The organism is Actinoplanes solisilvae (assembly GCF_003999975.1).
GTDB classification, from domain to species: Bacteria; Actinomycetota; Actinomycetes; order Mycobacteriales; family Micromonosporaceae; genus Actinoplanes; species Actinoplanes solisilvae.
This window is the reverse complement of the sequence record NZ_RJAC01000026.1, coordinates 41,456-63,269: the sequence shown is the minus strand read 5'-3', so window position 1 is coordinate 63,269 and position 21,814 is coordinate 41,456. Positions and strand designations below refer to the sequence as shown.

Below are 21,814 nucleotides of genomic sequence, written 5' to 3'. Positions count from 1 at the left end.
ATGCCCGCCAGACTGAACGCCGTCAAGTCGAGGACCGCCTTACGCACCACGGCCGTCCTCTCGGCACAGACCCTCGTCGTGCTGGCCATGGCCTATGTGCTGCTCTGGCTCATGGGTCGCGCCTGGTCGGTGATCTGGCCCCTGGTCGTCGCGCTGCTGCTCACGACGCTGACCTGGCCGGTGACCCGGTTCCTGCGCAACCGCCTGCGCTGGCCACCGGCGCTGGCCGCCAGCGTCGTCACCGTACTGTTCCTGGTCGTGATGGCCGGCATCATCGTGGTCATCGCCGTTCCGGTCGCGTCGCAGTCGGGCGAGCTGGCCGACCGGGTGGTCGCCGGCATCCAGAGCGTGCGCGAATGGGCGGCCGGCCCGCCGCTGAACTTCGGCGACGACGACATCACGGCCGCGCTCGACTCGGCCATCCAGCGCGTGCAGAGCAGCGCGGGCAGCATCGTCAACGTCACCCTGACCGGCATCAACACGATCGTCAACGGCGTGGTGACCACGGTGCTGGCGTTGTTCCTGATGTTCTTCTTCCTCAAGGACGGGCCGCGGTTCCTGCCGTGGCTGTCGCGTCAGCTCCCGGGCCGGCTCTCGACCGACCTGCCCGAGGTGGCCGCCCGCAGCTGGAACACGCTCGGCTCGTTCGTGCGGTCACAGGCCTTCGTCGGCCTGCTCGACGCGGTCTTCATCGGCCTCGGCCTGTGGATCGTCGGCGTACCGCTGGTGCTGCCACTGGCCGTGCTGACGTTTGTCACCGCGTTCGTGCCGATCGTCGGGGCGCTCTTCGCGGGCTTCGTGGCGGTGCTGATCGCCCTGGTCAGCGAGGGCTGGGTCGACGCGCTGATCGTGCTCGGCATCATCATCCTGGTGCAGCAGCTCGAGGGGAACGTCTTCCAGCCGATCGTGCAGAGCCGAGGGCTGGGCCTGCACGCGGCGGTGGTGCTGCTCGCGGTGACCCTGGGCGCGAGCCTGGCCGGCATCGTCGGCAGCCTTCTCGCGGTGCCGGTCGCCGCGCTGGTCTCGGTCGTCTACGTCTACATCCGAGAACAGCTCAGCGACCCCGAACCGGAACCCGACCCATTACCGGAATCCGACCCCGAGCCGGGAGAGCCGTCGACGATCTGAGCAGGGCTTGACGATGGGGCGTGTCTCTCGGGACGCGCCCCATCGCCGTAACTGGCGTCGGCTCCGCGCCCTCCCGCCCACCACCTGCGCCAACTGCTTCCGGCCGTCGCCGACGGCTCGTGGCGCGTCTGCGTCGACCGGTACAGCACGGGCGGCGGCATCCGGCTACGTCCTGAGAATCGACCCGATCTCGTCCACCACCGACAGGCAGGACGCCACCTTCCGCGTCGGCTGTTGAACGGTGTTGGATTGTCGGGATGAGCCGTCTGTATCCCGAGATCGAACCGTTCGCGTACGGCCTGCTCGACGTCGGCGACGGACACCGCGTCCATTGGGAGAGTTGCGGCAATCCGCGGGGAAAGCCGGCCCTGGTGCTGCACGGCGGACCGGGTTCGGGGGCCGGGGCGTCGTGGCGGCGGCTGTTCGACCCGGCGGTCTACCGGGTGGTCCTGTTCGACCAGCGTGGCTGCGGGCGCAGCACCCCGGACGCGGGTGACGTGCGCACCGACCTGTCGACCAACACCACGCCGCACCTGCTCGCCGACATCGAGCGGCTGCGCGCGCACCTGGGGATCGAGCGGTGGCTGGTGCTGGGCGGGTCGTGGGGCAGCGCGCTCGGTCTCGCGTACGCCCAGCTTCACCCGGGCCGGGTTTCCGAGCTAGTGCTGTTCAGCGTGGTCACCAGCACCCCGGCCGAGCACCGGTGGCTCACCCGCGACCTCGGGCGGGTCTTCCCGCAGCAGTGGGAGAGGTTCCGGGACGCGGTTCCAGCGGCCGAACGCGACGGCAACCTGCCCGCCGCCTACGCCCGGCTGCTGGCCGACCCCGACGAGGCCGTGCGAGACCGGGCCGCGCGTGCCTGGTGCGACTGGGAGGACGCCCTGGTCTCGAACGTGCCCGGCGCCGGACCCGACCCGCGGTACGACGATCCGGCGTTCCGTCTGACGTTCGCGCGTCTGGTCACGCACTACTGGGCGCACGACGGCTGGTTCGGCGACGGTGAGCTGATGGCCGGCGCGCACCGCCTCGCCGGCATTCCCGGGGTGCTCGTGCACGGCCGCCTCGACCTGGGCAGCCCCGCCGACATCCCGTGGCGACTGTCGCGGGCGTGGCCCGGTGCGCGGCTCGAGCTGATCGACGAGGCCGGCCACGGCACCGGCCGGGGCGTCGGCGACGTGGTGGTCGACGCCCTCGACCGGTTCGGCCGGCCCTGACTCAGGTGGCGGCGCGGCCGGACGGCTGTGGGGTCTCGCGCTGCCTACGTCGTCACCCTGAAGGTCTTCAGGAAGAACGGGGTCCGTTTCGCCGCGTCCGGTTCGTGGATGGCGGCGCCGTTCAGGTTGCGGTCGTCCGGCCAGGCCAGGGCGATTGTCGTGCCGGTGTCCACGGCGCGGTCGGCCAGGACGGCGCCGTCCTCGGTGGCCAGCACGGCCACGCGGGAACCGGTCGCGGTCCGGTAGGACACGGCCAGGCGCCCGGCGGACGGAGACAGGCGCAGCCCGGTCACCTGTGTGCAGCCGAGGGCCGTCAACGGCAGATCACGCAGGCCGCTCAACGACGTCAGGTTCAGCAGCATCGGCCGGCACGAGGCTACGGGCCGCGAGACGACGAGCCGATCCCCGGCCACGTCCGCCGCGACGGGCAGGGTGGCCGGGTTGTCGGGGATGTCCTCGCCGACCGGCGACGTGATGACCAGGCGTTCGAGTCCGGTGGTCAGGTCGTAGGCGACCAGGCCGTGCGGGCGCCAGAGGTACACGGTCGTGCCGGCGGTGGCCACCAGATCGACTGGATTCGATGTGAACCCGGTAGAACGCCTCGAAGGGCTCGGCGACGACGGCCCTGACCAACACCATGTCCGATACACGCGGGAGCACCCCGTCAGGTTCCCAGAGTGATCAAAGTCGTGGGTACGCCCTCCGCGACGGATCGTCGTCCGAGGCGTTCTCGAATCGGGTCGGACGGCTGACCGGCGTGAAGAACGACGTGGGCACCGGCTCGCCGTCCAGGATCTCGGTCATCCGGCGTACGGTGGGGTCGCCTTCGTCGGCCACGTAGTCGTGCTCGCGCGTGTCGTCCCGCCCGTCGCGCACGTCGGCTGCCCGCAGCAGCGGCGTGAGCGCGGCCGCGACCAGCAGGTTCACCGCCAGCGCGACGATCCCGACGTAGATGGTCGCGTCGCTGTCGAGCCCGAGGTTGTTGAGCGGCCACGCCGAGCCGCCGAAGTGTTCGCGCACCACCTGCCGCCCGTCCGTGCCGCCCAGTTTCGGCACCTGCCACAGCATGAACAGGCCGACGACCAGGCCCGCGCCGACGCCCAGCCCGAGAGCCCACCGGTGGAACCAGTTCGTGTAGAGCCCGAGAGCCACCGCCGGCAGCGTCTGCATGATGAGCACGCCGCCGATGAGCTGCAGGTCGATCGCGAACTGGGTGTTGAGCAGCAGCAGGATGAGCAGGGCGCCGAACTTGACGGTCAGCGAGACCGACTTGCTGACGTACGTCTCCTCTTTGGCTGTTGCTCTGGGGCGCAGGTAGACGCGGTAGATGTCGCGGGTGAACAGGTTGGCCGCGGCGATCGACATGATCGCGGCGGGCACCATCGCCCCGACACCGATCGCCGCGAAGGCCAGCCCGGCGCACCAGGCGGGCGCGTTCTCGTTGAACCACTGCGGCACGACGGTGTTCGCGTTCCCGCCGATCGGCTGCGTCCCGTCATAGAGGGCGGCGAAGCCCACCAGCATGAGTACGCCCAGGGTCAGCGTATAAACGGGCAGGACCGCCAGGTTGCGTCGCAGGGTGCCGCGGTTGCGCGCGGCCAGCACGCCGGTCAGCGTGTGCGGGTAGAGGAACAGTGCGACGGCCGAGCCCAGCGCGAGCGTGACGTAGTTGAGCTGACTCTGCACGGGCAGCAGCAGGCCGTCGTCGGTGCGCGGCGTGACGGCGTACCGGTCCTCGGCGATTTTGAAGATCGTCTCCCACTGGCCGGGAGTCATCGCCACGATCATGAGCACGGCCAGGACGGCCCAGAGGATGAGCGCGTCCTTGACGATCGAGACGAGTGCGGGCCCGCGCAGCCCCGAGTTGAACGTGTAGAGCGCCAGCACGACGAACGCCAGCGTCAGCGGCCAGCCCTTGGGCAGGCCCATGACCTCGAAGACCGCCTCCATACCGATCAACTGCAGGGCGATGTACGGCATGGTGGCGACGATGCCGAGCACGGCGACCACCGTGCCGAGCCCCGGGGAGCCGAAGCGGGCGCGTACGAATTCGGCCGGCGTGACGAAACCGTGCACATGGCAGACCGACCAGAACCGGGCGAGCACGACGAACAGCATCGGGTAGACGATGACCAGGAACGGCACGGGAAAGAACCCGGTGGCACCCATGCCGTAGACCAGGGTCGGCACGGCGACGAACGTGTACGCCGTGTAGACGTCCCCGCTGAGCAGGAAGAACGTGACCCAGTTGCCGAACGCCCGGCCACCCAGCCCCCACTCCTCGAGCGAGTGGATGGAGTCGGGCCGCCGCCACCGGGCCGCGGCGAAGCCCATGAGCGTGACCGAGCCGAAGACCGCCAGGAAGACGGCGAGCTGCGTGCTCATCGGACCTTGTGGTGCACGAAGGCGATGACGCCGCTGGCCAGGAACGCGAAGCCGAGCTGGCACCAGTAGAAGAACGGCAGGCCCAGCAGGGTCGGGTCGATGCGGTTGTAGAGGAACGGCATCAGCGGCAGCGCGATCGGGACGATCAGCAGCCAGTGCCAGCGGCTCTTGTCCTCACGGGTGGCGACCTGGACCTGGCGGCGGTCACGGACGGTGGGCCACTCGGCGCTGCGGTGCCGGGCGGGCGTGCGGCGCCTCGAAGGGGCCTCGGGCTCCGGGACGGGCCAGGGTGGCGGGGTCGTAGGTGGATAGACGGCCGCGCGCCCATACCGATTGCGGGAGGGCGGCCACTCGGGGGGCCCGTACGGTGCGTGCGCCATGCTCGCCTCCGGAGCGTGATCACTCGGTCGCAACGGACCTTGGCACGTGACCTAGATCACCTGAATCCTCCGTTCGGCCGATGTGGACCCCGCGCGGGCATTGATTGCCATCAATTGCCGGGCGGGCTACGGTGTCGGCTGAACGGCGCGGTGTGCCACCCGGCACATGAGTGGGCGCGCTGGCGGATCATCACGCCCCACCCAGAGGTAGGTCATGAAGAGGAAACTCACTGTCCTCGCCACCGCGCTGCTCGCCGCCGCGGCCGCCGTGCTGTTCTTCACCGGACCGGCGTACGCCGCCACGGGCCTGCACATCGCCGGGCGCAACATCGTCGAACGGAACGGCTCGACGTTCGTCATGCGCGGCGTCAACCACCCGCACGCCTGGTACGCGAACCGCACGTCCTCGTTCGCCGACATCAAAGCGGCCGGCGCCAACACCGTACGCGTCGTGCTCAGCGGTGGCCGCTGGACCACGAACACGGCCGCCGACGTCACGAACGTGATCGCCCTCTGTAAACAGAACCGGCTCATCTGCGTGCTGGAGAACCACGACACCACCGGGTACGGCGAGGACAGCGCGGCGTACACGCTGGATCAGGCGGCCAACTATTGGATCGGGCTCAAAAGCGTGCTGACCGGCCAGGAGGACTACGTCGTCATCAACATCGGCAACGAGCCGATCGGCAACACGAACCCGGGCCAGTGGACGGCGGCCACCGTCGCGGCGATCCAGAAGATGCGCTCCAACGGCTTCGAGCACCTGCTCATGGTCGACGCGCCGAACTGGGGTCAGGACTGGACCTACGTCATGCGCGACAACGGCCAGGCGATCCTGGACGCCGACACCCGCAAGAACACGGTGCTGTCGATCCACATGTACGCCGTCTTCAACCAGGCGAGCGCGATCATCAACTATCTCGACACGTTCGCGAGCAAGGGCTGGCCGCTGGTCATCGGCGAGTTCGGCTGGCAGTTCGCCTCGGGCGAGGTCGACGACGCGACGATCCTGTCGGAAGCCGAACGCCGGAACCTGGGTTATCTGGGATGGAGTTGGTCGGGCAACACCGACCCGATCCTCGACATGACCACGAACTTCGACGCGAACCAGCTGACCACATGGGGCCAGCGCATCGTCAACGGCCCGAACGGGCTCAAGGCCACCGCACAGGAGGCCACGATCTTCGGCGGGTCGCAGCCGCCCTCATCACCGCCCCCGTCGTCACCGCCGTCGTCGCCGCCTCCGTCCGGGTCGCGCGGCTGCACCGCCACGTACGCGGTGACCGGCCAGTGGGGCGGCGGCTTCCAGGCCGACGTGAAGGTGACCGCGGGCAGCAGCGCCATCCGAGGCTGGACCGTCACGTGGACCTACGCGAACGGCCAGACCGTGACCCAGTCGTGGAACGCGACCGTGACCAGCAGCGGCGCCGCCGTGACAGCCCGGAACGTCAGCTACAACGGCAGCCTGGGGGCGGGTGCGACCGCGCAGTTCGGCTTCCTGGGCTCGTGGACCGGCAGCAACAGCGTCCCCGCGATGGCCTGCGCCGCGACCTGATTTGGCGGGCGGGCGGCCTGGAGGGTCGCCCGCCCCGAACGTTGAGGCCCGCCGGCCGTTCGCCCCGGGTCCGAGACCATCTCACCCGTGACGGCCGGTCGCGGTGACTGGGTGGTCGCGCGGGCTATCCAGGCCGGCCGCCGTCGTGGTGCCGCAGAAGCGCGGCCGGTCGCGGTGACCGATTGGCTCGCCGCCGTCCCTGATACCCGGGCCGGATGCCCGACCCGGGCCGGATGCCCGACCCGGGGTAGCTGAGGGCAGACCTCCGCGGCGAAAGCTCTTTAGTGCGGGCTGAGGCCACCACGCCGCGGCTATTGGCCTCTCGTGGCGCGGTAGGTGGCGCGGTCGAAGTCGGCGTAGGCGCCCTCTCGGCCCAGGTCCTGCACCCACAGGCCGACGAACGCGCCGGTGAAACCCCAGGCGGCCGGCTCCCCGTTGATCACCTGGGCGGCGTACTCGTCGGAGAGGGTTGTGGCATCCAGCGTCGGGCCGGCGTCGTGCCAGGTCTCGCCCGGGAGGGCGTACGCGAAGGTCAGGTCTTGGGCGTTGAATCGTGTGCGGAGGCGGACCGGGCCTGCGGTGGGGACGGGGGTGCGGACGCCGGGGATGACGCGGACCTGGCCGTTGTCGCAGGCCAGAAGGTCTAGGACCGGGGTGCCGTCGTCGTCGGCGGTGAGGTGCAGGTAGTACCAGTTTCGGGTGTTGTAGTAGGCGGTGATGCCGGCCAGCTGCCGATAGTTGCGGGGATCGAACTCCATGGTGGCCTCGAACTCGCACTCGGCGGCGACCACGCGGCGGGCGACCAGGCTCGGCTTGAAACGGCCCAGCGGGGACAGGCCGCCGTGGATGCGCAGGTGCGACGGGCGTTCGGTGAGCGAGACCCAGTCGGGTGTGGCCGGGCGGCGCAGGGTCGACCAGTTGACGCCCAGCGTGGGGGCGGTGAAGTCGTCGTCCTCGGACTGCTCGGAGGAGACGGGCGCGGCCGCCGGGATCTCTGCGCCGAGCGGGGCGGGCACGGTGTCGGCGGGCAGGCCGTCGGCGATGCGGGGCCAGCCCTGCTCGGTCCAGGTGACCTCCTGGATCGCGGACTCGCGGCCCAGCACGCAGCGGCCGAGCGGGGAGTAGGGGCGGCCGACGAGGTGCGCCAGATACCACTGGCCGGCCGGGGTCTCGACGAGGCTGCCGTGGCCGGCCTTCTGCAGCGTGAGCTCGGGGTGACCGGTCGAGGTGACCAGCGGGCCGGCCGGGTCGGCCAGGTAGGGGCCGAGCAGGTGGCTGGAGCGGGCGACCGTCACCTGGTGGGCCCAGCTCGTGCCGCCCTCGGCGGTGACCAGGTAGTACCAGCCGTCCTTGCGGTAGAGGTTGGGCGCCTCGGTCACGGCGGCGGCGGTGCCGGTGAAGATGAGGTGCTCGTCGCCGATGAGCTTCCGGGCCGTACGGTCGTACTGCTGGATGGAGATGCCGCCGAAACGGTTCCGGCCGGGGCGCCAGTCGGCGACCATCGACAGCATCCAGGTGGTGCCGTCGTCGTCGTGGAAGAGCGAGGCGTCGAAGCCGCGGCCGTGCAGCACGACCGGGTCGGACCACGGGCCGGTCGGGGTGGGGCCGGTGACCAGGAAGTTCTGCGGGTCCCAGAAGCCGCCGGCGAAGGTGGCGACGTCGGAGTAGAGCAGATGGAACTCGCCGTGGGCGTAGGAGAGGTTGGGCGCCCACACGCCGTTGGAGTCGCCCGTGCCGGTCAGGTCGAGCAGGCGTTTCTCGTTGAGCGCGCCGCCGAGCGGGGTCCAGTCGACCAGGTTGGTGGAGTGGTGCAGGCGCACGCCCGGGTACCACTCGAACGTCGAGGTGGCGATGTAGTAGTCGTTGCCCACGCGCAGAATCGACGGGTCGGGGTGGAAGCCGGGCAGCACGGGGTTGCGGATGGCCCGCCGGTCGGTGGTGGCGGTGCTGAGGGTGGTCGCCTCGGCACTGGTCATCGTTGCCCCCTGCTGGCGTCGCGTTTCTCGTAAGTTCCGGACTCTATCGCAAGTTCCGGGTCGCGGTGATGCCAGCCTTGAGAGGTTTCATTTCTCGGTGTCGGTGATCCACTGCGCCGTGGCTCGCAGGCCGCCGAACGTGTAGAAGTGCAGCCCGACGAGGCCGTGGCGGTCGGGGTGGTAGTCGGTGGCGAGGGCCTCGAGAAAACGGTCGGGGCCGGCGGTCGCGAGCAGGTCGGCGCCGAAACGGCGGGCGAGACCGGTGCCGGTGGCCACGCCGAGGCGGGTGGCGTAACGCAGGAGGCGACTCACGCCGGCCGGGCCGGGAACGCCGACACGGATTCCGGCGGTGATGCCGCGCTCGCGGACGGCGGCGATCCAGTCGAGTACGGGGTCGGCGTCGAACCCGAACTGGGTGATGATCTCGGCGTGCAGGTCGCGGGCCTCAAGGGCGGCCAATTTGCTGGTCAGGGTGGGCCACAGCGCGTCGTCGGGGATGCCGGGATGACCCTCCGGATAGCCGGTGATGCTCACTCGGCGTACGACATGGGTCTCGAGAAGGCCCGAGGTGATGACCGAGAGTGAGTCGGGGAACGGGCCCTGAGGGCGATCGGGGTCGCCGCCGGCGACGAAGATGTTCTCGGACGCTCCTATGGTGTGCAGGGCGGCGAGGGTTTCGTCGAGCTCGGCGACCGAGGTGAGCCTGCGCGCCGAGAGGTGGGGGACAGGCGTCATCCCGTACGCCTTGACCGCGCGCGCCGCTGCCAGGCGCAGGCTGAGGTCTTCGGTCGCGAGGGACGTGATGTTGATCCGGGTGCCGGCCGGGAGGAGTTCGCGGGCGGCGGCCAGTTCCGGAACGTCCTTGCCGGTCATCTCGAGCGAGACGCCGGTCATCAGCGTCGCCAGATTCCGTGCCGCGCCGCCCATCGTTCCCCCGTCCGCCCGCGCCCAGCCTCGATCGTAAGCAGCATGGCGCCGGCCGCCGATGGTTCGCCCACGCACCCACGTCAGCGGGCTGGGCTCTTCTCCCACGTGGGCGGGGCGGGGTCAGGCGGGGCGGAGTCCCGAGCCCACGTCGTCGTGCCGCGGGGCGGACGACGGGTCAGGGGCGCTGGAGTTCGGCGGCCAGGGTGCGGCCGTGCTCGGTCCACGGGGCGGGGCGCATCGTGGCCGGGTCGAGGCGGACGTTCACGCGGCGGCCCTCGGCGTGGACGGTCTCGCCGTCGGCCGAGGTCACCTGGAAGCCGTACTCCGCGCTGGTCGTGCCGAGGCGGTCGAGCCAGAAGCGGACGTGGACCTCGCCCGTGCTGTTGATCGGGCGGTGGAAGGTGATCTGGTATTCGCGGACCACGTTGAACGCGTCGGGCGTCGTGGGGCGGCCACCGGCGAACGTCACGCCGCGCTCGGCCCACCAGACGATCGTGGCCCTTTCCACAAGGTTGGCGTAGCGCGAGTTGTGGAGAACGCCCATCGCGTCGAGGTCGTCGAAATTCACCGGCTGGGCGACGACGGCGCCGTAGATGTGGACAGCGGTGGTCATGGTTGCTCCGGAAGGATCGTCGGGTCGGTGGACACAGCTCGAAGATGATCGAGCAGAGCTCGGCGGGCGTGCCGGAACGTCTCGCCGGCGCCGAGCACCGGCGCCTGCATCACCGCGCACACCCCGAAAGACTCGGTCACGTACGCGATGCCGCCCGGGTCGGTGCCCGGGATCAGCTCGCCGTTGGCCACGGCGTCGGTGGCCAGGCCGGTCAGGAAGCCCATCCAGTCGGCCAGCTCGACGGCGAGGCGCTCGCGCACGACACCCGGGCGGGCGTTGAACTCGAAATGCGCGTTCGCGAAGAAGCAGCCGCCGGGCAGCACTTCGGCCTCGTAGAACTCGAGCCGCCGCTGGTGCGCCGCCCACAGTCGGCGCAGGCCGCGCGGTGCTTCCAGGGAAGGAGTGATTACCTGGTCGATCCATTGCGCGCGGGCATGGTCGATCACCGCCAGTTGAAGCGCTTCCTTCGACCGCCAGTGCGCGAACAGCCCCGATTTGCTGACCCCGAGGGCATCGGCGACCTGGCCGAGGGACAGCCCGTCGAGCCCGGCCACGGTGGTCAGCAGCAGGGCCTGATCGAGCACGGCGGTGCGCGTTCGCTCACCTCGCATCAACCTGCCGTCGGGCGCCATGCCCCCGACCCTACAAAACGACCGACCGTTCGTAAATATAGATGTCGTGTTGACTGGAACACGTGGACCGTCAACGTGTCAGCGCGATCGCGCACGCTCATCACCCGATCGCCGCCCCCGTCGCGGGTGTCAACGTGAACAAGCTGCTGCGCCGCGCGGCCCGCGGCCCCGCCGCCCGCATCCTCGACCTGGGCTGTGGACAGGCCGCCTGGGCGATGCAGGCGCTGGCCCACAGCCCCGACGGTCAGGCCGACGGGGTGGACCTCAGCCCCTACGCCCTGGAACGGGCCGAGGCGGCCGCGACCCTGCGTGACCTCGCCGACCGCCTGACCCTGCACGAACGCGACGCCCGCACCTACGTGCCCGACGGCGACTACGACCTGGTGCTCTGCGTCGGTTCAACCCACGTCCTGGGTGGGTTCATCGAGACGCTCGAGCTCGCCGGCCGGCACGTCAACGCCCACGGCATCCTGATCGTCGGCGAACGCTTCTGGGAATCACCGCCCACTCCGGCGGCGCTGGCCGCCCTCGACGCCAAACCCACCGACTACGACGACCTGCCATCCTTGATCGACACCGCCGCCGCGGCCGGCTGGCATCCGATCTACGCCCACGTGAGCGACGCCGCCGAGTGGGACGACTACGAGTGGTCCTGGACCGGCTCCCTGCTCGAATGGGCCCTCGACAACCCCGGCCACCCCGACGCGCCCGAGGCAGCCGTCGTCGCCCGCACACATCGCACGCATTGGCTGAGCGGCTACCGGAACATCCTCGGCTTCGCCACCCTCGTCCTGCGCCCCGAGGCCCCCTGACAAAGCCCGCGCTGCGGATCCATCGGGGGAGGAGCGCGATGCTGACGGCCGCGGTCGTTCTCGCGCTCGTCGGCGTGCGCCTGTGGAACTATCGCGGCCCCCGCACCGCCCAGCCGATCACCGGCCCGCTCGCCGCCGCCGCGCTGTTACTCCTTGCGTGGGCGGCCGGCCTGGCCGTCTCCGAGATCGGCCTGACCCCACCCACAACGACCACCATCCTGTACGCCCTGGGAGGCGTCCTCACACTGGCTGCGTTCTACGCCCTGGTCCTGACGTTCCCTCGAACCCGGCGCACGGCCACCCCATCACCCCGCCCGTGGCGCACGGCGCTGATCGACATTCCGCTGGCGACGGTCACGTTCGAGGAGGTCGCGTTCCGTGGTGTGCTCTGGGCCGCGATCGCCGCCGACGCGGGTCCGGCCTGGGCCACCGGCGGGACAGCGGTCCTCTTCGGCCTCTGGCACCTCCCGCACCAGCGCGAGCGCCCCGTCGTGGTGATCGGCACGGTCGTCTTCACCGCGGCCGCCGGATTTGTCCTGGCCGTGCTGTGCCGGGCCGGCGGTGGCCTGCTGGTCCCGTTCGCCGTTCACTGGGCTGCCAACGCCTTCGGGGTCCTGGCCGTCGCCGCCGTTCACCGCGCTCAAGGAAAGCCGGGTACGGGGGAGTGAGGGAATGAGCGGGAGGCTTGAAGGGGCGCGGAGGGGCGGTAGCGGGAGGGAGCACAAGGGGCGCGGAGCAGCGGCTTCTCGGGCGAGGGAATACCCGGACGCCGGCGGAGACGGAAACGGCCGGTCGCCCTCGGGGGAGGGGCGACCGACCGTTCCGTGTCCGGGTGTGGTTAGGGCTTGCGGCCGACCGCGCCGTAGGCCTCGATGGACTCGATGCCGTCGCCGTCGGGGCGCCACGAGCTGATCTGGGTCAGGCCGGGCTCGACCAGTTCCAGGCCCTCGAAGACCGTCGCCAGCTCGGCGGGGCTGCGCAGCATGTAGGGCACGCCGCCGCTGTCGGCCAGCTTCTGGGCGCCCTCGACGACCGCCTGGGAAGTGTCGGTGCCGTCCCAGAAGACCAGGTAGCTGCCCGACGGCACGCGGGCCATCACGGTGTCGACGATCGAGCGGATGACCGCGAGGTCGGGCTCGTAGCCCATCACGCCCATGAACATGACCGCGATCGGCTCGTCGAAGTTGAGCGCCTCGACCGCCTCGGCGAGGATCTTCTCGGGGTCGTGGTAGTCGGCGTGGACGTACGTCGTGACGCCCTCGGTCGTCGTGCCGACCAGCAGGGCCCGCGCGTAGGCCAGCACCATCGGGTCGTTGTCGACGTAGACGATGCGCGAGTCGGGGGCGATGCCCTGGGCTACCTCGTGCGTGTTCTGCATGGTGGGCAGGCCGGTGCCGATGTCGAGGAACTGGCGGACGCCCAGCTCGGCCGTGAGATGACGGACCACCCGGATGAGGAACTTGCGCGACTGGCGCGCCATCACCACGATCTCGGGGTAGACCTGGGCCACGGCGTCACCGGCGGCACGGTCGGCGGCGAAGTTGTCCTTGCCGCCCATCCAGTAGTTCCACATGCGTGCCGCGTGCGGCACGTCGGGCTGCAGTTCGGCGGGGGCCTCTTGGTCCGTCATGGGGAAGTTTCTACTGGCCCGGGGAGGTCGGCGCAACACCCCATTGTGGATATTTAAGTACCGTCCAGGTCGACGAGCACGGCCTTCAATATGTCGGGGGTGCGCGCCGGGGGTGCGGCCTCGATGATGAGCCGCCCGAACGCCGCCGCGTAGGCGTCCACCTCGTCGGGTTTGTCGAGGTAGAGGGCGCTGGTGAGGTGCTCGATGTAGACGACGTCGTCGAGTTCCTCGTGCGGGAACCGCAGGATGCTGAAGGCCCCGCCGGCCGCCGCGTGCCCACCCGAGTCGAACGGGATCACCTGCAGGCGGATGTTCGGGTTCTCGCACGCGTCGAGCAACGCCACGATCTGTTCGCGCAGCACGTCACGCCCGCCGATCAGGCGCCGCAGCACGGCCTCGTCGAGCACCGCCCAGAACGTGGGGGAGTCGGGGCGGGTCAGCAGTTCCTTGCGGGTCATGCGCAGCTTGGCGAGGCGTTCGATCTCGTGCCGGTCGGGGTCGTTGTGCGACAGACGGATCACCGCACTCGCGTACGCCTCGGTCTGCAGCAGTCCGGGCACGAACTGGATCTCGTACGTGCGGATCAGCTCGGCCGCCTGCTCGAGGTCGAGGTAGCTGTGGAACCAGCTCTCGAGCACATCGCCGTACGTGTGCCACCAGCTCGGCGAGTTGGCCGCCTTGGTCAGCTCGAGGAGGCGGTCGTGCTCCTCGGGGTCGTCGACGCCGTAGAGGACCAGCAGGTCGGAGACGTCGCGCGCCTTGAAACCGACGCGGCCCAGCTCCATCCGGCTGATCTTGGATTCGGACGCGCGGATGCGGTAGCCGGCGGCCTCACGGCTCACGCCCGCCTTCAGGCGCAGCTCGCGCAGGCGTCCGCCGAGCTGCAAGCGGCGCACGGTCGAGCCGCCGCTGTCCCCACGCCCGATCATTTCGCTCTTATCATCGAAGTCTGAGTGCCCGTGCTAGAGCTCGCGCCCGACGGCACAGTATCGCCTGCTCCCCGGCCCGTCGAAACGCCCCCGGGTCAACGTCACCACGGCAAACACGTCCCTGTCCAGCCTGGACGACTTCCCAGCCACGCGCGACCATCCTCACCTCGGTGGACCCCAGCGTCCAGTGTGGATACGACGTGATCGGCGCACCGGCGCCGGGCACGGACAGTACCGCACCCGGTGGTGATCCACGCCTACTCTCCGGCTGATTCTTCTACCGATTCGGTTGATGGGGATTGTTCAGGGCGGTGGAGAACCGGGGACTGGCCTCCGGCTGAGCGCGGCTCAAGGTAGGCCCTGCACAACCCGCAAATGTCGCGGGCCGCCGATGGTGATCACTCGTGCGGCAGAAGGTGCCGCCACGTCGCCGCCGTGTACTCCGCGGGCGTCAGCCGATAGCCGGGCCACACCTTTTCCCCGGTCAAAGGCATTTTCCGGCGTACGGTCCGAGCCTGCTCGCCCCGCAGGCGGCGCTCGGCGTAGAGGCGGCTGGTGTCCGGCTTGGGCACGCCGGCGGGCCAGGGGCGCGCGTCGTCGGGTTCGAAGTCGAGGCGTACGGCGGCCAGCAGCACGGCACTGGGTCGCCAGGGCTCGCCGCCGCGCAGGATCGTCCGCCGCACGTCCTGGACGTCGTCGGCCAGCCTGTGGAGCGCGGCCGGGAAGGCGTGATCGGGGTCGCAGTCACCCCAGGCGTCGAGCTCCGCGGTGACATAGGTGCCGTCCTCACGGCGTACGCGCAGAAGGTCTTGGGGTCGGTCACGGGCCGGCTTGTCGGGGTCGCGCCGAGTGTTGCGCGGGTCGGACAGCACGGCCTCGGCGTGGGCGCGCAGCGATTCGACCCGGCGGGGGCGCAGGGGCAGGCTCGCGGTGGCGTCGGCGAAACCGGTGTTGTCGTCGTAGACGGCGAGCGGTGGCGGGTCGAGCACGCCCTCGCCCGGGAAGAAGAAGCCACCGGGGCGGGCCCACTCGAAGATCGGCAGGCGGGCGGCGGCACGCGCGGGGGTCCCGGTCAGGCCGAGGACGGCAGCCGCCCCGCCCGCGACCAGCAAAGTTCTACGATCCATGCGGGGAGGGTAAACGGGCAAAAACCCCAATGGTGCAGTTATACGGAAAGTTCGCCCGGGAAGGCGGACTGGCAGAATGAGCCCGTGCGCGAAGTGGTGGACGGCGTCTTCGAACTCAGCCTGGGGTTCGTCAACATGCACCTGGTCGTGACGGACGATGGGGTGGTCCTCGTCGACACCGGCCTGCCCCGCAACGCCAAGCGGATCGACCGGGCCCTGCGTGACCTCGGCAAACAGATCGGCGACGTGACCGCCGTGCTGCTGACCCACAACCACTTCGATCACATCGGCAACGTGGCCGACGTGCGCCGGCGTTCGGGGGCCCGGGTTTTCGCGCACGCGGCCGACGCGATGGGCATCACCGGCGTGAACGAGCCGGTCGAGCCGAAAGGCCTGGCCAAATTCGCGGTACGGCTCATCGGGCGGCCCGAGCCGACCAAGCTCGACAAGGTGATCACGGGGGCCGAGTCGACGCCGCTGCCCGGTTTCACGGCCGTGCACACCCCGGGGCACACGCGAGGACACGTTTCTTTCCTGCTCGACCGCGACGGCGGGGTGCTCTTCGCGGGCGACACTGCGTCGAGCACGCGCGACGGCAAGGTCACCTCGGGGCCGACCCAGGCGTCGGTCGATCCGGCGGAGCAGTCGCGCAGCTTGGCCAAGCTGGCCGGCTACGAGTTCGAGCACGCCGTCTTCGGGCACGGGCGCGCGGTTTCGGGGCGGGCGGTGGAGAGCTTCCGGGCGTACGCCCGGAGCCTGCCGGGCGCCGGCGCCGGTGAAAGCGGGCCCGACGCGGGAAGTGGCCCGAGCGCCGAGAGCGGCCCTGACACGAGCACGGGCGGCGACCAGGCCGGGCGGTGATCGGGCCGGGCGGTGATCGGGCCGGGCGGTGATCGGGCCGGGCGGTGATCAGGAAGGCTGGCGCACCCAGGCGGGGGTGGTATCGGGCTCCCAGGCGCCGGAACCGCCGAGCAGGATGAACTCGCGGACGTCGGGGATCGGGACCTCGGCCGAGCCGCCGCCGGCGATCGGGTGCGGCCGGCGTGGATGGGTCTTCCCGCCGCTGCCGCCGCGCCCCTGGTAGACGAAGAATCCGTAGGCCGGATCGGGCACCGCGTCGAGCGCCGCGGTCACCACCGGCAGGCCCCGGAAGGCCTCCCACGCCTCGTCGGTGCGGAAAGCGATCTCGAACAGGACACCCCACGTGTGGGTGTGCCGCTCCCAGCGGTAGGCCCCGTGGGTGACCGCCGCCTCGGTGAGCGCGTTGCCGAGCGAGTCGCTCCAGGCGCGCGCGGTGCCGCGGGGCCCGTCGAGGACCTCGATCGACCACCACCGCAACTCCATGCCCTCGACTGTAGAACCGCCCTCACGTCTGCGCGCAAAGATGGCACACTCGACCGTAATTGATCATTGTTTACGGGCCCGTAATGGTCCCTTAATTGGGCGGCCGATTTCTGGATGCGCTGGCCGAAAGGATGGTTGCCGCCCCCTCATCGCATTACCTAGGTTGGGGATTGCTGACACCTCTTCGGCTTATTGGGGATCTCGCTTCGGGGAGGCGGGAAAGAGCCGACCAACGTTTCTGTCGGGGGGACAGGATGAGATTCACGTTAGCCTTCAAAATGGTTGCGGCCGCGGGGGCGGGCGCACTCACGGTGGTCGCGGGCGTCCCGGCCTTCGCCGGCGCTGCCCACCGCGGCGACACGCCCGCGATCAGGACCGTCGCCGACAAGCTGGAGGGCCCGTTCGGCCTGGACGTGCTGAACTCGCATGCTGCTCTGGTCGCCGAATCGGGCAGTGGCAAGGTCACCGCGATCAATCTGAAAACCGGTGCGAAGACCACCTTGATCTCCGGGATTCCCGGCGTGGCGGGCGTCGCGGCCTGGGGCGGAAAGATCTTCGCGGTGCGGGGCGGGCCGAACGAGATGGGCCCGACGCCGCCCTCGAAATATCCACCGTCATCGCTCATCGTGGCCGACTGGAATGGTAAGAACATTCGCGTTCTGGCCAACCTGGAAAAGTATGAGCTGAAACACAATCCGGACGGTCAGAAGCAGTTCGACGCGGCCGGAAAGCCGTTCGACGCGCTTTCCAACCCGTTCAGCATGATCGCCACGAAATGGGGCCTTCTGGTCGCCGACGGCGGGGCGAACGACGTGCTGCGGGTCGACCCGCACACCGGCAAGGTGTCGACCTTCTTCGTGCCGTCGAACCCGCGTACGAAGGAATGTCTGGCCAAGGGTGCTCAGGCCAACCCGGGCACGGTCGGCTGCGACCCGGTGCCGACCGGCGTCTTCGCCCGCGGCAACAGCGTCTATGTCTCGACCCTCGGCGCCGAGAAGCCGGGCGCTTCGGTGATCTACAAGCTGGACGGCCGCAGCGGCAAGGTGCAGCACAAGTGGACCGGTTTCACCTCGCTCACCGGTGTCGCGGTCAGCGACCACGGCACGATCTTCGCCTCCGAGGTGCTGTTCGGCCTGCCCGCCGGCCCGCCGCCGGCGAACCTCGACCCGTCCAAGATCGGCCGGTTGACCCGCATCGACCACGGCAAGGTCACGCACGCCGCCGTGGCCACGCCGACCGGCATCGATTTCAAGGACGGCAAGCTCTACTCGACCTCGGGAAGCCTCGCCGGCATGTTCGGCGTCAAGGCGGCCGGGAAGGTGGTCCAGGTGAACTCGTCGGCGTTCCGCTGACGGTGATCGACAGCGCCGGGGGTGACCAGGTCACCCCCGGCGTTCGCCTGTTCTCAGGACGACCGAATACGATCGGACGCCGTCGAGTCCAACGGATCAGGGAGCAGCACCGTGTCGCAGCCGTACCGCATCTTCCGCATCACGGCTGTGGCCGAGGCGTTCTCGTGGGCGGGCCTGCTCGTCGGCATGTACCTCAAGCGGGTCGCCGAGGTCACCGACCTGGGCGTTTCGATCTTCGGCCCGATTCACGGCGCGCTCTTCGTGACGTACGTCGTCTCTGTTCTGTGGCTGGGCTTCAAGGAGCGTTGGTCGGTTCTGCGCGTGTTGGTCGGCCTGTCCGCGGCCATCCCGCCGTTCACGACGCTGATCTTCGAGCGCTGGGTGGCCGGCCGCCGCCCGGCCGGGAACGAAAAGGTTCTCGAACCGGCCGCCTGAATGAACCGTCAGCATATTTCGGGAATGTCCTTTCCGGGCTGATCGCACGACCGGGTTCGTCCGTTCGGATGAACCCGGTCGTAACGTTTCAGGGACGCATTAAACGTGTTGTCCCCGCCGCCACCCGCCAGCGATGGTCATTCCGCCGGTCGGCCACGAGCCGGATCGACGGAGCTTGACCTCATGGAATTCCATGACGGATATGCCGTTATCGGGGGTGCATATCCGAGATTGCTCGATTCGTCGGCCCCGCTCGTGGCGACCACCGGTCCTCCGTACGGCCATCGGGCCATACGGACTTTTTTCGTGTACTGAATTTTCCCCGTCGCGCCCTCCGGATACACTTCCGGCCGGGAACGCTTGCTAGACGGCAACTGGGGGCCGACGTGTTGCGCATCCACTTCACGCCGGAGGACATCGGCCGTGTGCGGATCGCCGCCGACCCCGATCCGATGTGGGAAACGATCTTCAGCGTGTGGCGTCTGCGCCGCCCGGGCCCCGAGCTCATCTACGGTCGCTGGCGGGGGCACGCACTCAGGGCCAGCCGCCGCGACGATCTCGAACTGCTTCTCCCGCTGGTCCGCGGCGCCTACTACCCCGACTTCCTCACTCCGGCCGAGGGCGCGGTCGGTCTCGACGCCGCGCTCGAGGCGATCCGCTCCACCCCGGCCGCCCGCCTGCGCGGCGAACTCGAGGAACTGGTGCGCCACGCCGGCCCCAAGCCCTCGTGGATGAACCGGCTCGCCGAGGGCGACGCCGAGATCGTCGAACGGCTCGCCGGGGCCGTCCAGTCGCAGTACGAGAGCGCGGTCGCTCCCTTCTGGGACGAGGCGCGCGCCAACATCGACGCCGAGCGGTCGCGGCGCAGCCGGGTGCTGCTAGACCAGGGCATCGAGGGCCTGCTCGACAGCTTCCGCCCGATGATGCGCTGGGATCCGCCCATGCTCGAGGTCGACACCCCGTTCGACCAGGTGATCCACCTCGACGGCCGAGGCCTGCTGCTGGTGCCGTCGTTCCTGTCCTGGGGCACGCCCGACACGCTGCACGACAGCACGTTGCCGCCGGTGCTCGTCTACCCGGTGCAGCACGACCTCACACTGAGCCCCGGGCTGCGGCCCGCCGACGGCGCCGCGGTGGCCGCGCTGATCGGCCGCACCCGCACGTCGCTGCTCGAGTCGCTCGGCGACGGTCGCACCACCAGCGAGCTGGCCCGCCGGGTCGGGGTCAGCGCCGCTTCGGTCAGCCAGCACACGGCCGTGCTGCGCGAGGCCCGGCTCATCCACACGAGCCGGGCCGGGCGGGCCGTCGTACACACCCTCACCCCGCTGGGGGAAGCCCTTCTGGGGGAGCGGAGCTGAGGGTCGCGGCCCAGCCGGCCAGGTCGAGGCGGGGGAGCAGCCGCCCGTCCGGGTCGGCGCCGATCTGCACGAGCGGGCTGCCGTCGAGCCGGCCCGGATCCGTGGCGCGGCCGTCCTCCTCCCACACCGAGTGCTCGATCGCGCCGAGGCCTTCCACGACGTACCCGATGTGGTTGCCCTCCTGCTCGACCAGCAGCACCCGGCTGGTGTCCGGGTCGATCGCGGGCGGCCGGCCGATCAGCTGATCGAGGCTGATCAGCGAGGCCACGATGTCGCGGTGGGTGAACAGCCCGAGCAGCCCGCCCCCGGTCCCGGCCAGCGGCGCGAGATCGTCCGGGTAGGCCAGGATCTCGGCGATCTGACCCAGCGGCGTGGCCACCTCGACGCCGACGCGATAGGTCAGGTAGCGGTCGAGGTCGGTGGTGCGTCCGCCGGCCGGGCGGCCGTCGGGCACGGTCACGTCCTCGCGGGGCGTGTTGAGCCGGGCCAGCGCGCTGAGCGTCTCGTCGGCCGACAGCCCGGCCGGGTCGACCATCAGGTGCTGGCCGTGACCGGGAACCTGGGCCACGCCGCGGAACCGGTGCGCGTTGGCCATGCCGAGCGCGGGCAGCGGCCGGATCTGTGCGCGGTCCAGCGTGACGATCTCGACGACCTCGGCCACCTGCAGCGCGACCAGGCCCTCCGGGAAACTCCACAGCAGACCCTGTGTCCCGGCCGACGACCCCAGCCCGAGAGCGAGGGCCAGGTCGACGACCGGCACCCAATCGTTCATGTACGCCGTGACGCCGCGGCACAGTTCCCCGGCCATCGGCGATTCCGTCACCACCAGTTGCGGCAGCACGGTGTGGATGTCGACCAGGCTCACCGCGAGCCGGAAGTCGCCGCAGCGCACCAGCAGCATCGGCACCCCGGCCCCGGCCGTGGCGGCGGTGCCGGCCGGCGGGCCGCTCGCCTGGTCCGCGACCGCAGGCACCCCGGGCAGGGCCAGGATCGCGTCCGCGTCGAGGATGCTGACCACCGCCCCGGTCTCCGGATGGCCGAACGTGTGCGAGAAGACCAGCCCGTTGCCGGTGTCGCGGGTGTCGTGCCGCTGGTCGTCGGGGACGGTGGTGATGCCGTCGATCCGGTCGGCGACCACGCCCAGCATCCGGCCGCCCGCGCTGATGATCACGATGACCGGGTGCTCGCGCTCCGGCCGCTCCCACTCCAGCGTCACCGCCAGGTCGAGCACGGGGATCACCACGTCGTGCAGGTTCATCGCCCCGCGCAGGCCGCGCACCCGCGCCGGGATGGGCGCGAGCTCCTTCGGGCAGGGGATGACCTCGCGCAGCCCCGGGCCGCCTCGATCGACGCGTTGAAGGCCAGCAGGTTCGTCTGGCTCGCGATCTCGCCCATCACCGAGACGATGTCGCCGATCTCGCGCGTCGACGCCTGGATCAGCCGGATCGCCTCGATCGAGCGCTGCAACTCGCTAGCGCCCTGCTCGGCGTCGCCCGCGGTGCGGCGGGCCAGTTCGAGGGCCTGATCGCTGGTCTGCGCGATCTGGGTGGTCGACGCGGCGAGAGCGGTGACGGTGGCGGTCATCTCGGCCGTCTTGGCCCGCACGAGCTGCTCCATCTGGACCTGCGCGGTGACCTCGGTGGCGTACTTGATGACCTTGAAGGGGTTGCCGTTGAGGTCGAGAACCGGGTTGTAGGTCGCCTGGATCCACATGTCGCGCTGGTACTTGCCGATCCGGTGATAGCGCCCGGCCGCGAACTCGCCCCGGTTGAGGTTCAGCCAGAACTCCCGGTATTCGGGACTCACCACGTACTCGGGGGTGCAGAACATGCTGTGGTGCTGGCCGACGACCTCGCGCAGCGAATAGCCGGTGGCCCGCAGGAAGGCGTCGTTGGCGTGCAGCACGACCCCCCTCGAGATCGAACTCGATGACCGCCTGCGACCGGTCGATCGCGTTGACCTTCGACTCGAACTCGGCCGCCCGCAGCTTCGACGCGGTGATGTCGGTGGCGAACTT

Annotated in this window: 22 protein-coding genes; 9 read left to right on the top strand and 13 right to left on the bottom strand. The window is 70.1% G+C overall.

What is annotated here, in order from left to right:
* Both EER30_RS39130 and pip read left to right on the top strand, forming a co-directional pair.
* On the top strand, positions 1-1,128 hold the full coding sequence (locus EER30_RS39130; protein ID WP_127506571.1) for an AI-2E family transporter: 1,128 nt from the start codon (positions 1-3) through the stop codon (positions 1,126-1,128).
* Positions 1,129-1,385: 257 nt separating this feature from the next.
* Positions 1,386-2,342 carry a prolyl aminopeptidase gene (pip, locus tag EER30_RS39120; protein ID WP_127506567.1) on the top strand — a complete coding sequence of 319 codons (957 nt, stop codon included), beginning with the start codon at positions 1,386-1,388 and terminating at the stop codon, positions 2,340-2,342.
* A 44-nt stretch (positions 2,343-2,386) separates the two neighbouring features.
* On the opposite strand, the gene EER30_RS39115 is transcribed toward pip, so the two are convergent.
* From EER30_RS39115 to EER30_RS39105, 3 genes are all read right to left on the bottom strand, one after another.
* Positions 2,387-2,905, bottom strand: a complete 519-nt coding sequence (locus EER30_RS39115; protein ID WP_127506565.1) for a hypothetical protein — start codon at positions 2,903-2,905, stop codon at positions 2,387-2,389.
* A 118-nt stretch (positions 2,906-3,023) separates the two neighbouring features.
* Positions 3,024-4,727, bottom strand: a complete 1,704-nt coding sequence (locus EER30_RS39110; RefSeq protein WP_127506564.1) for a sodium:solute symporter family protein — start codon at positions 4,725-4,727, stop codon at positions 3,024-3,026.
* A complete protein-coding gene (locus EER30_RS39105; protein ID WP_127506562.1) occupies positions 4,724-5,107 on the bottom strand; it encodes a DUF3311 domain-containing protein in 384 nt (127 codons plus the stop codon). Before EER30_RS39105 ends, EER30_RS39110 begins: the two co-directional genes overlap by 4 nt.
* Positions 5,108-5,321: 214 nt before the next feature.
* Here EER30_RS39105 and EER30_RS39100 point away from each other — a divergent pair, with 214 nt between their 5' ends.
* Complete coding sequence (locus tag EER30_RS39100; protein ID WP_127506561.1) at positions 5,322-6,662, top strand: cellulase family glycosylhydrolase; 1,341 nt, start codon at positions 5,322-5,324, stop codon at positions 6,660-6,662.
* 311 nt (positions 6,663-6,973) lie between these two features.
* Here the strand turns inward: EER30_RS39100 and EER30_RS39095 are convergent, their stop codons facing one another.
* The 4 genes from EER30_RS39095 to EER30_RS39080 all read right to left on the bottom strand — a co-directional run bounded on the left by EER30_RS39095 (position 6,974) and on the right by EER30_RS39080 (position 10,810).
* Positions 6,974-8,638, bottom strand: coding sequence for a glycoside hydrolase family 43 protein (locus tag EER30_RS39095; RefSeq protein WP_127506559.1), 1,665 nt, complete (start codon positions 8,636-8,638; stop codon positions 6,974-6,976).
* Between the two features lie 87 nt (positions 8,639-8,725).
* Complete coding sequence (locus EER30_RS39090; RefSeq protein ID WP_205650609.1) at positions 8,726-9,565, bottom strand: methylenetetrahydrofolate reductase; 840 nt, start codon at positions 9,563-9,565, stop codon at positions 8,726-8,728.
* A gap of 175 nt (positions 9,566-9,740) precedes the next feature.
* Entirely contained in the window at positions 9,741-10,178 is a 438-nt protein-coding gene (locus tag EER30_RS39085) for an acyl-CoA thioesterase (protein ID WP_127506557.1), read from the bottom strand.
* Positions 10,175-10,810: a TetR/AcrR family transcriptional regulator gene (locus EER30_RS39080; protein ID WP_127506555.1), complete on the bottom strand. Its 636-nt coding sequence runs from the start codon at positions 10,808-10,810 to the stop codon at positions 10,175-10,177. Before EER30_RS39080 ends, EER30_RS39085 begins: the two co-directional genes overlap by 4 nt.
* 62 nt (positions 10,811-10,872) lie before the next feature.
* On the opposite strand from EER30_RS39080, the gene EER30_RS39075 reads away from it, so the two are divergent.
* Both EER30_RS39075 and EER30_RS39070 read left to right on the top strand, forming a co-directional pair.
* On the top strand, positions 10,873-11,622 hold the full coding sequence (locus tag EER30_RS39075; protein ID WP_127506553.1) for an SAM-dependent methyltransferase: 750 nt from the start codon (positions 10,873-10,875) through the stop codon (positions 11,620-11,622).
* Between the two features lie 38 nt (positions 11,623-11,660).
* Positions 11,661-12,290 (top strand): CPBP family intramembrane glutamic endopeptidase, encoded by a 630-nt coding sequence (locus EER30_RS39070; protein ID WP_127506551.1) that lies wholly within the window; start codon positions 11,661-11,663, stop codon positions 12,288-12,290.
* A 170-nt stretch (positions 12,291-12,460) separates the two neighbouring features.
* Here the strand turns inward: EER30_RS39070 and EER30_RS39065 are convergent, their stop codons facing one another.
* The 3 genes from EER30_RS39065 to EER30_RS39055 all read right to left on the bottom strand — a co-directional run bounded on the left by EER30_RS39065 (position 12,461) and on the right by EER30_RS39055 (position 15,308).
* A complete protein-coding gene (locus EER30_RS39065) occupies positions 12,461-13,252 on the bottom strand; it encodes an SAM-dependent methyltransferase (RefSeq protein ID WP_127506549.1) in 792 nt (263 codons plus the stop codon).
* Positions 13,253-13,305: 53 nt separating this feature from the next.
* Entirely contained in the window at positions 13,306-14,181 is an 876-nt protein-coding gene (locus EER30_RS39060) for a Sco1979 family transcriptional regulator (protein ID WP_127506547.1), read from the bottom strand.
* A 398-nt stretch (positions 14,182-14,579) separates the two neighbouring features.
* The gene (locus EER30_RS39055; RefSeq protein WP_127506545.1) at positions 14,580-15,308 is read right to left on the bottom strand and encodes a hypothetical protein; all 729 of its coding nucleotides are present in this window, start codon (positions 15,306-15,308) and stop codon (positions 14,580-14,582) included.
* Between the two features lie 84 nt (positions 15,309-15,392).
* On the opposite strand from EER30_RS39055, the gene EER30_RS39050 reads away from it, so the two are divergent.
* Positions 15,393-16,169 carry an MBL fold metallo-hydrolase gene (locus tag EER30_RS39050; protein WP_127506543.1) on the top strand — a complete coding sequence of 259 codons (777 nt, stop codon included), beginning with the start codon at positions 15,393-15,395 and terminating at the stop codon, positions 16,167-16,169.
* A 48-nt stretch (positions 16,170-16,217) separates the two neighbouring features.
* On the opposite strand, the gene EER30_RS39045 is transcribed toward EER30_RS39050, so the two are convergent.
* A complete protein-coding gene (locus EER30_RS39045; protein ID WP_205650608.1) occupies positions 16,218-16,652 on the bottom strand; it encodes a hypothetical protein in 435 nt (144 codons plus the stop codon).
* 254 nt (positions 16,653-16,906) lie between these two features.
* Between EER30_RS39045 and EER30_RS39040 the strand changes: the two genes are divergently transcribed.
* From EER30_RS39040 to EER30_RS39030, 3 genes are all read left to right on the top strand, one after another.
* A complete protein-coding gene (locus EER30_RS39040) occupies positions 16,907-18,004 on the top strand; it encodes a ScyD/ScyE family protein (protein WP_164842645.1) in 1,098 nt (365 codons plus the stop codon).
* Positions 18,005-18,115: 111 nt separating this feature from the next.
* Positions 18,116-18,439 (top strand): DUF3817 domain-containing protein, encoded by a 324-nt coding sequence (locus tag EER30_RS39035; RefSeq protein ID WP_127506539.1) that lies wholly within the window; start codon positions 18,116-18,118, stop codon positions 18,437-18,439.
* Positions 18,440-18,825: 386 nt separating this feature from the next.
* The gene (locus EER30_RS39030; protein WP_127506537.1) at positions 18,826-19,797 is read left to right on the top strand and encodes an ArsR/SmtB family transcription factor; all 972 of its coding nucleotides are present in this window, start codon (positions 18,826-18,828) and stop codon (positions 19,795-19,797) included.
* Here the strand turns inward: EER30_RS39030 and EER30_RS39025 are convergent.
* Both EER30_RS39025 and EER30_RS49070 read right to left on the bottom strand, forming a co-directional pair.
* Complete coding sequence (locus EER30_RS39025) at positions 19,757-21,076, bottom strand: chemotaxis protein CheW (protein WP_127506535.1); 1,320 nt, start codon at positions 21,074-21,076, stop codon at positions 19,757-19,759. The two genes, EER30_RS39030 and EER30_RS39025, sit on opposite strands and share 41 nt — an antisense overlap.
* Positions 21,052-21,702: a methyl-accepting chemotaxis protein gene (locus EER30_RS49070; RefSeq protein WP_240670583.1), complete on the bottom strand. Its 651-nt coding sequence runs from the start codon at positions 21,700-21,702 to the stop codon at positions 21,052-21,054. The genes EER30_RS39025 and EER30_RS49070 overlap by 25 nt, the downstream gene beginning before the upstream one ends.
* Positions 21,703-21,814: the final 112 nt, after the last annotated feature.

Bases quoted from the DNA above. Each gene is read 5' to 3' on its own strand.
- EER30_RS39085 (WP_127506557.1), bottom strand. From the start codon at position 10,178: ATGACCACCGCTGTCCACATCTACGGCGCCGTCGTCGCCCAGCCGGTG.
- EER30_RS39105 (WP_127506562.1), bottom strand. From the start codon at position 5,107: ATGGCGCACGCACCGTACGGGCCCCCCGAGTGGCCGCCCTCCCGCAAT.
- EER30_RS39065 (WP_127506549.1), bottom strand. From the start codon at position 13,252: ATGACGGACCAAGAGGCCCCCGCCGAACTGCAGCCCGACGTGCCGCAC.
- EER30_RS39060 (WP_127506547.1), bottom strand. From the start codon at position 14,181: ATGATCGGGCGTGGGGACAGCGGCGGCTCGACCGTGCGCCGCTTGCAG.
- EER30_RS39055 (WP_127506545.1), bottom strand. From the start codon at position 15,308: ATGGATCGTAGAACTTTGCTGGTCGCGGGCGGGGCGGCTGCCGTCCTC.
- EER30_RS39045 (WP_205650608.1), bottom strand. From the start codon at position 16,652: ATGGAGTTGCGGTGGTGGTCGATCGAGGTCCTCGACGGGCCCCGCGGC.
- EER30_RS39090 (WP_205650609.1), bottom strand. From the start codon at position 9,565: ATGGGCGGCGCGGCACGGAATCTGGCGACGCTGATGACCGGCGTCTCG.
- EER30_RS39100 (WP_127506561.1), top strand. From the start codon at position 5,322: ATGAAGAGGAAACTCACTGTCCTCGCCACCGCGCTGCTCGCCGCCGCG.
- pip (WP_127506567.1), top strand. From the start codon at position 1,386: ATGAGCCGTCTGTATCCCGAGATCGAACCGTTCGCGTACGGCCTGCTC.
- EER30_RS39080 (WP_127506555.1), bottom strand. From the start codon at position 10,810: ATGGCGCCCGACGGCAGGTTGATGCGAGGTGAGCGAACGCGCACCGCC.
- EER30_RS39070 (WP_127506551.1), top strand. From the start codon at position 11,661: ATGCTGACGGCCGCGGTCGTTCTCGCGCTCGTCGGCGTGCGCCTGTGG.
- EER30_RS39040 (WP_164842645.1), top strand. From the start codon at position 16,907: ATGAGATTCACGTTAGCCTTCAAAATGGTTGCGGCCGCGGGGGCGGGC.
- EER30_RS39095 (WP_127506559.1), bottom strand. From the start codon at position 8,638: ATGACCAGTGCCGAGGCGACCACCCTCAGCACCGCCACCACCGACCGG.
- EER30_RS39130 (WP_127506571.1), top strand. From the start codon at position 1: ATGCCCGCCAGACTGAACGCCGTCAAGTCGAGGACCGCCTTACGCACC.
- EER30_RS39110 (WP_127506564.1), bottom strand. From the start codon at position 4,727: ATGAGCACGCAGCTCGCCGTCTTCCTGGCGGTCTTCGGCTCGGTCACG.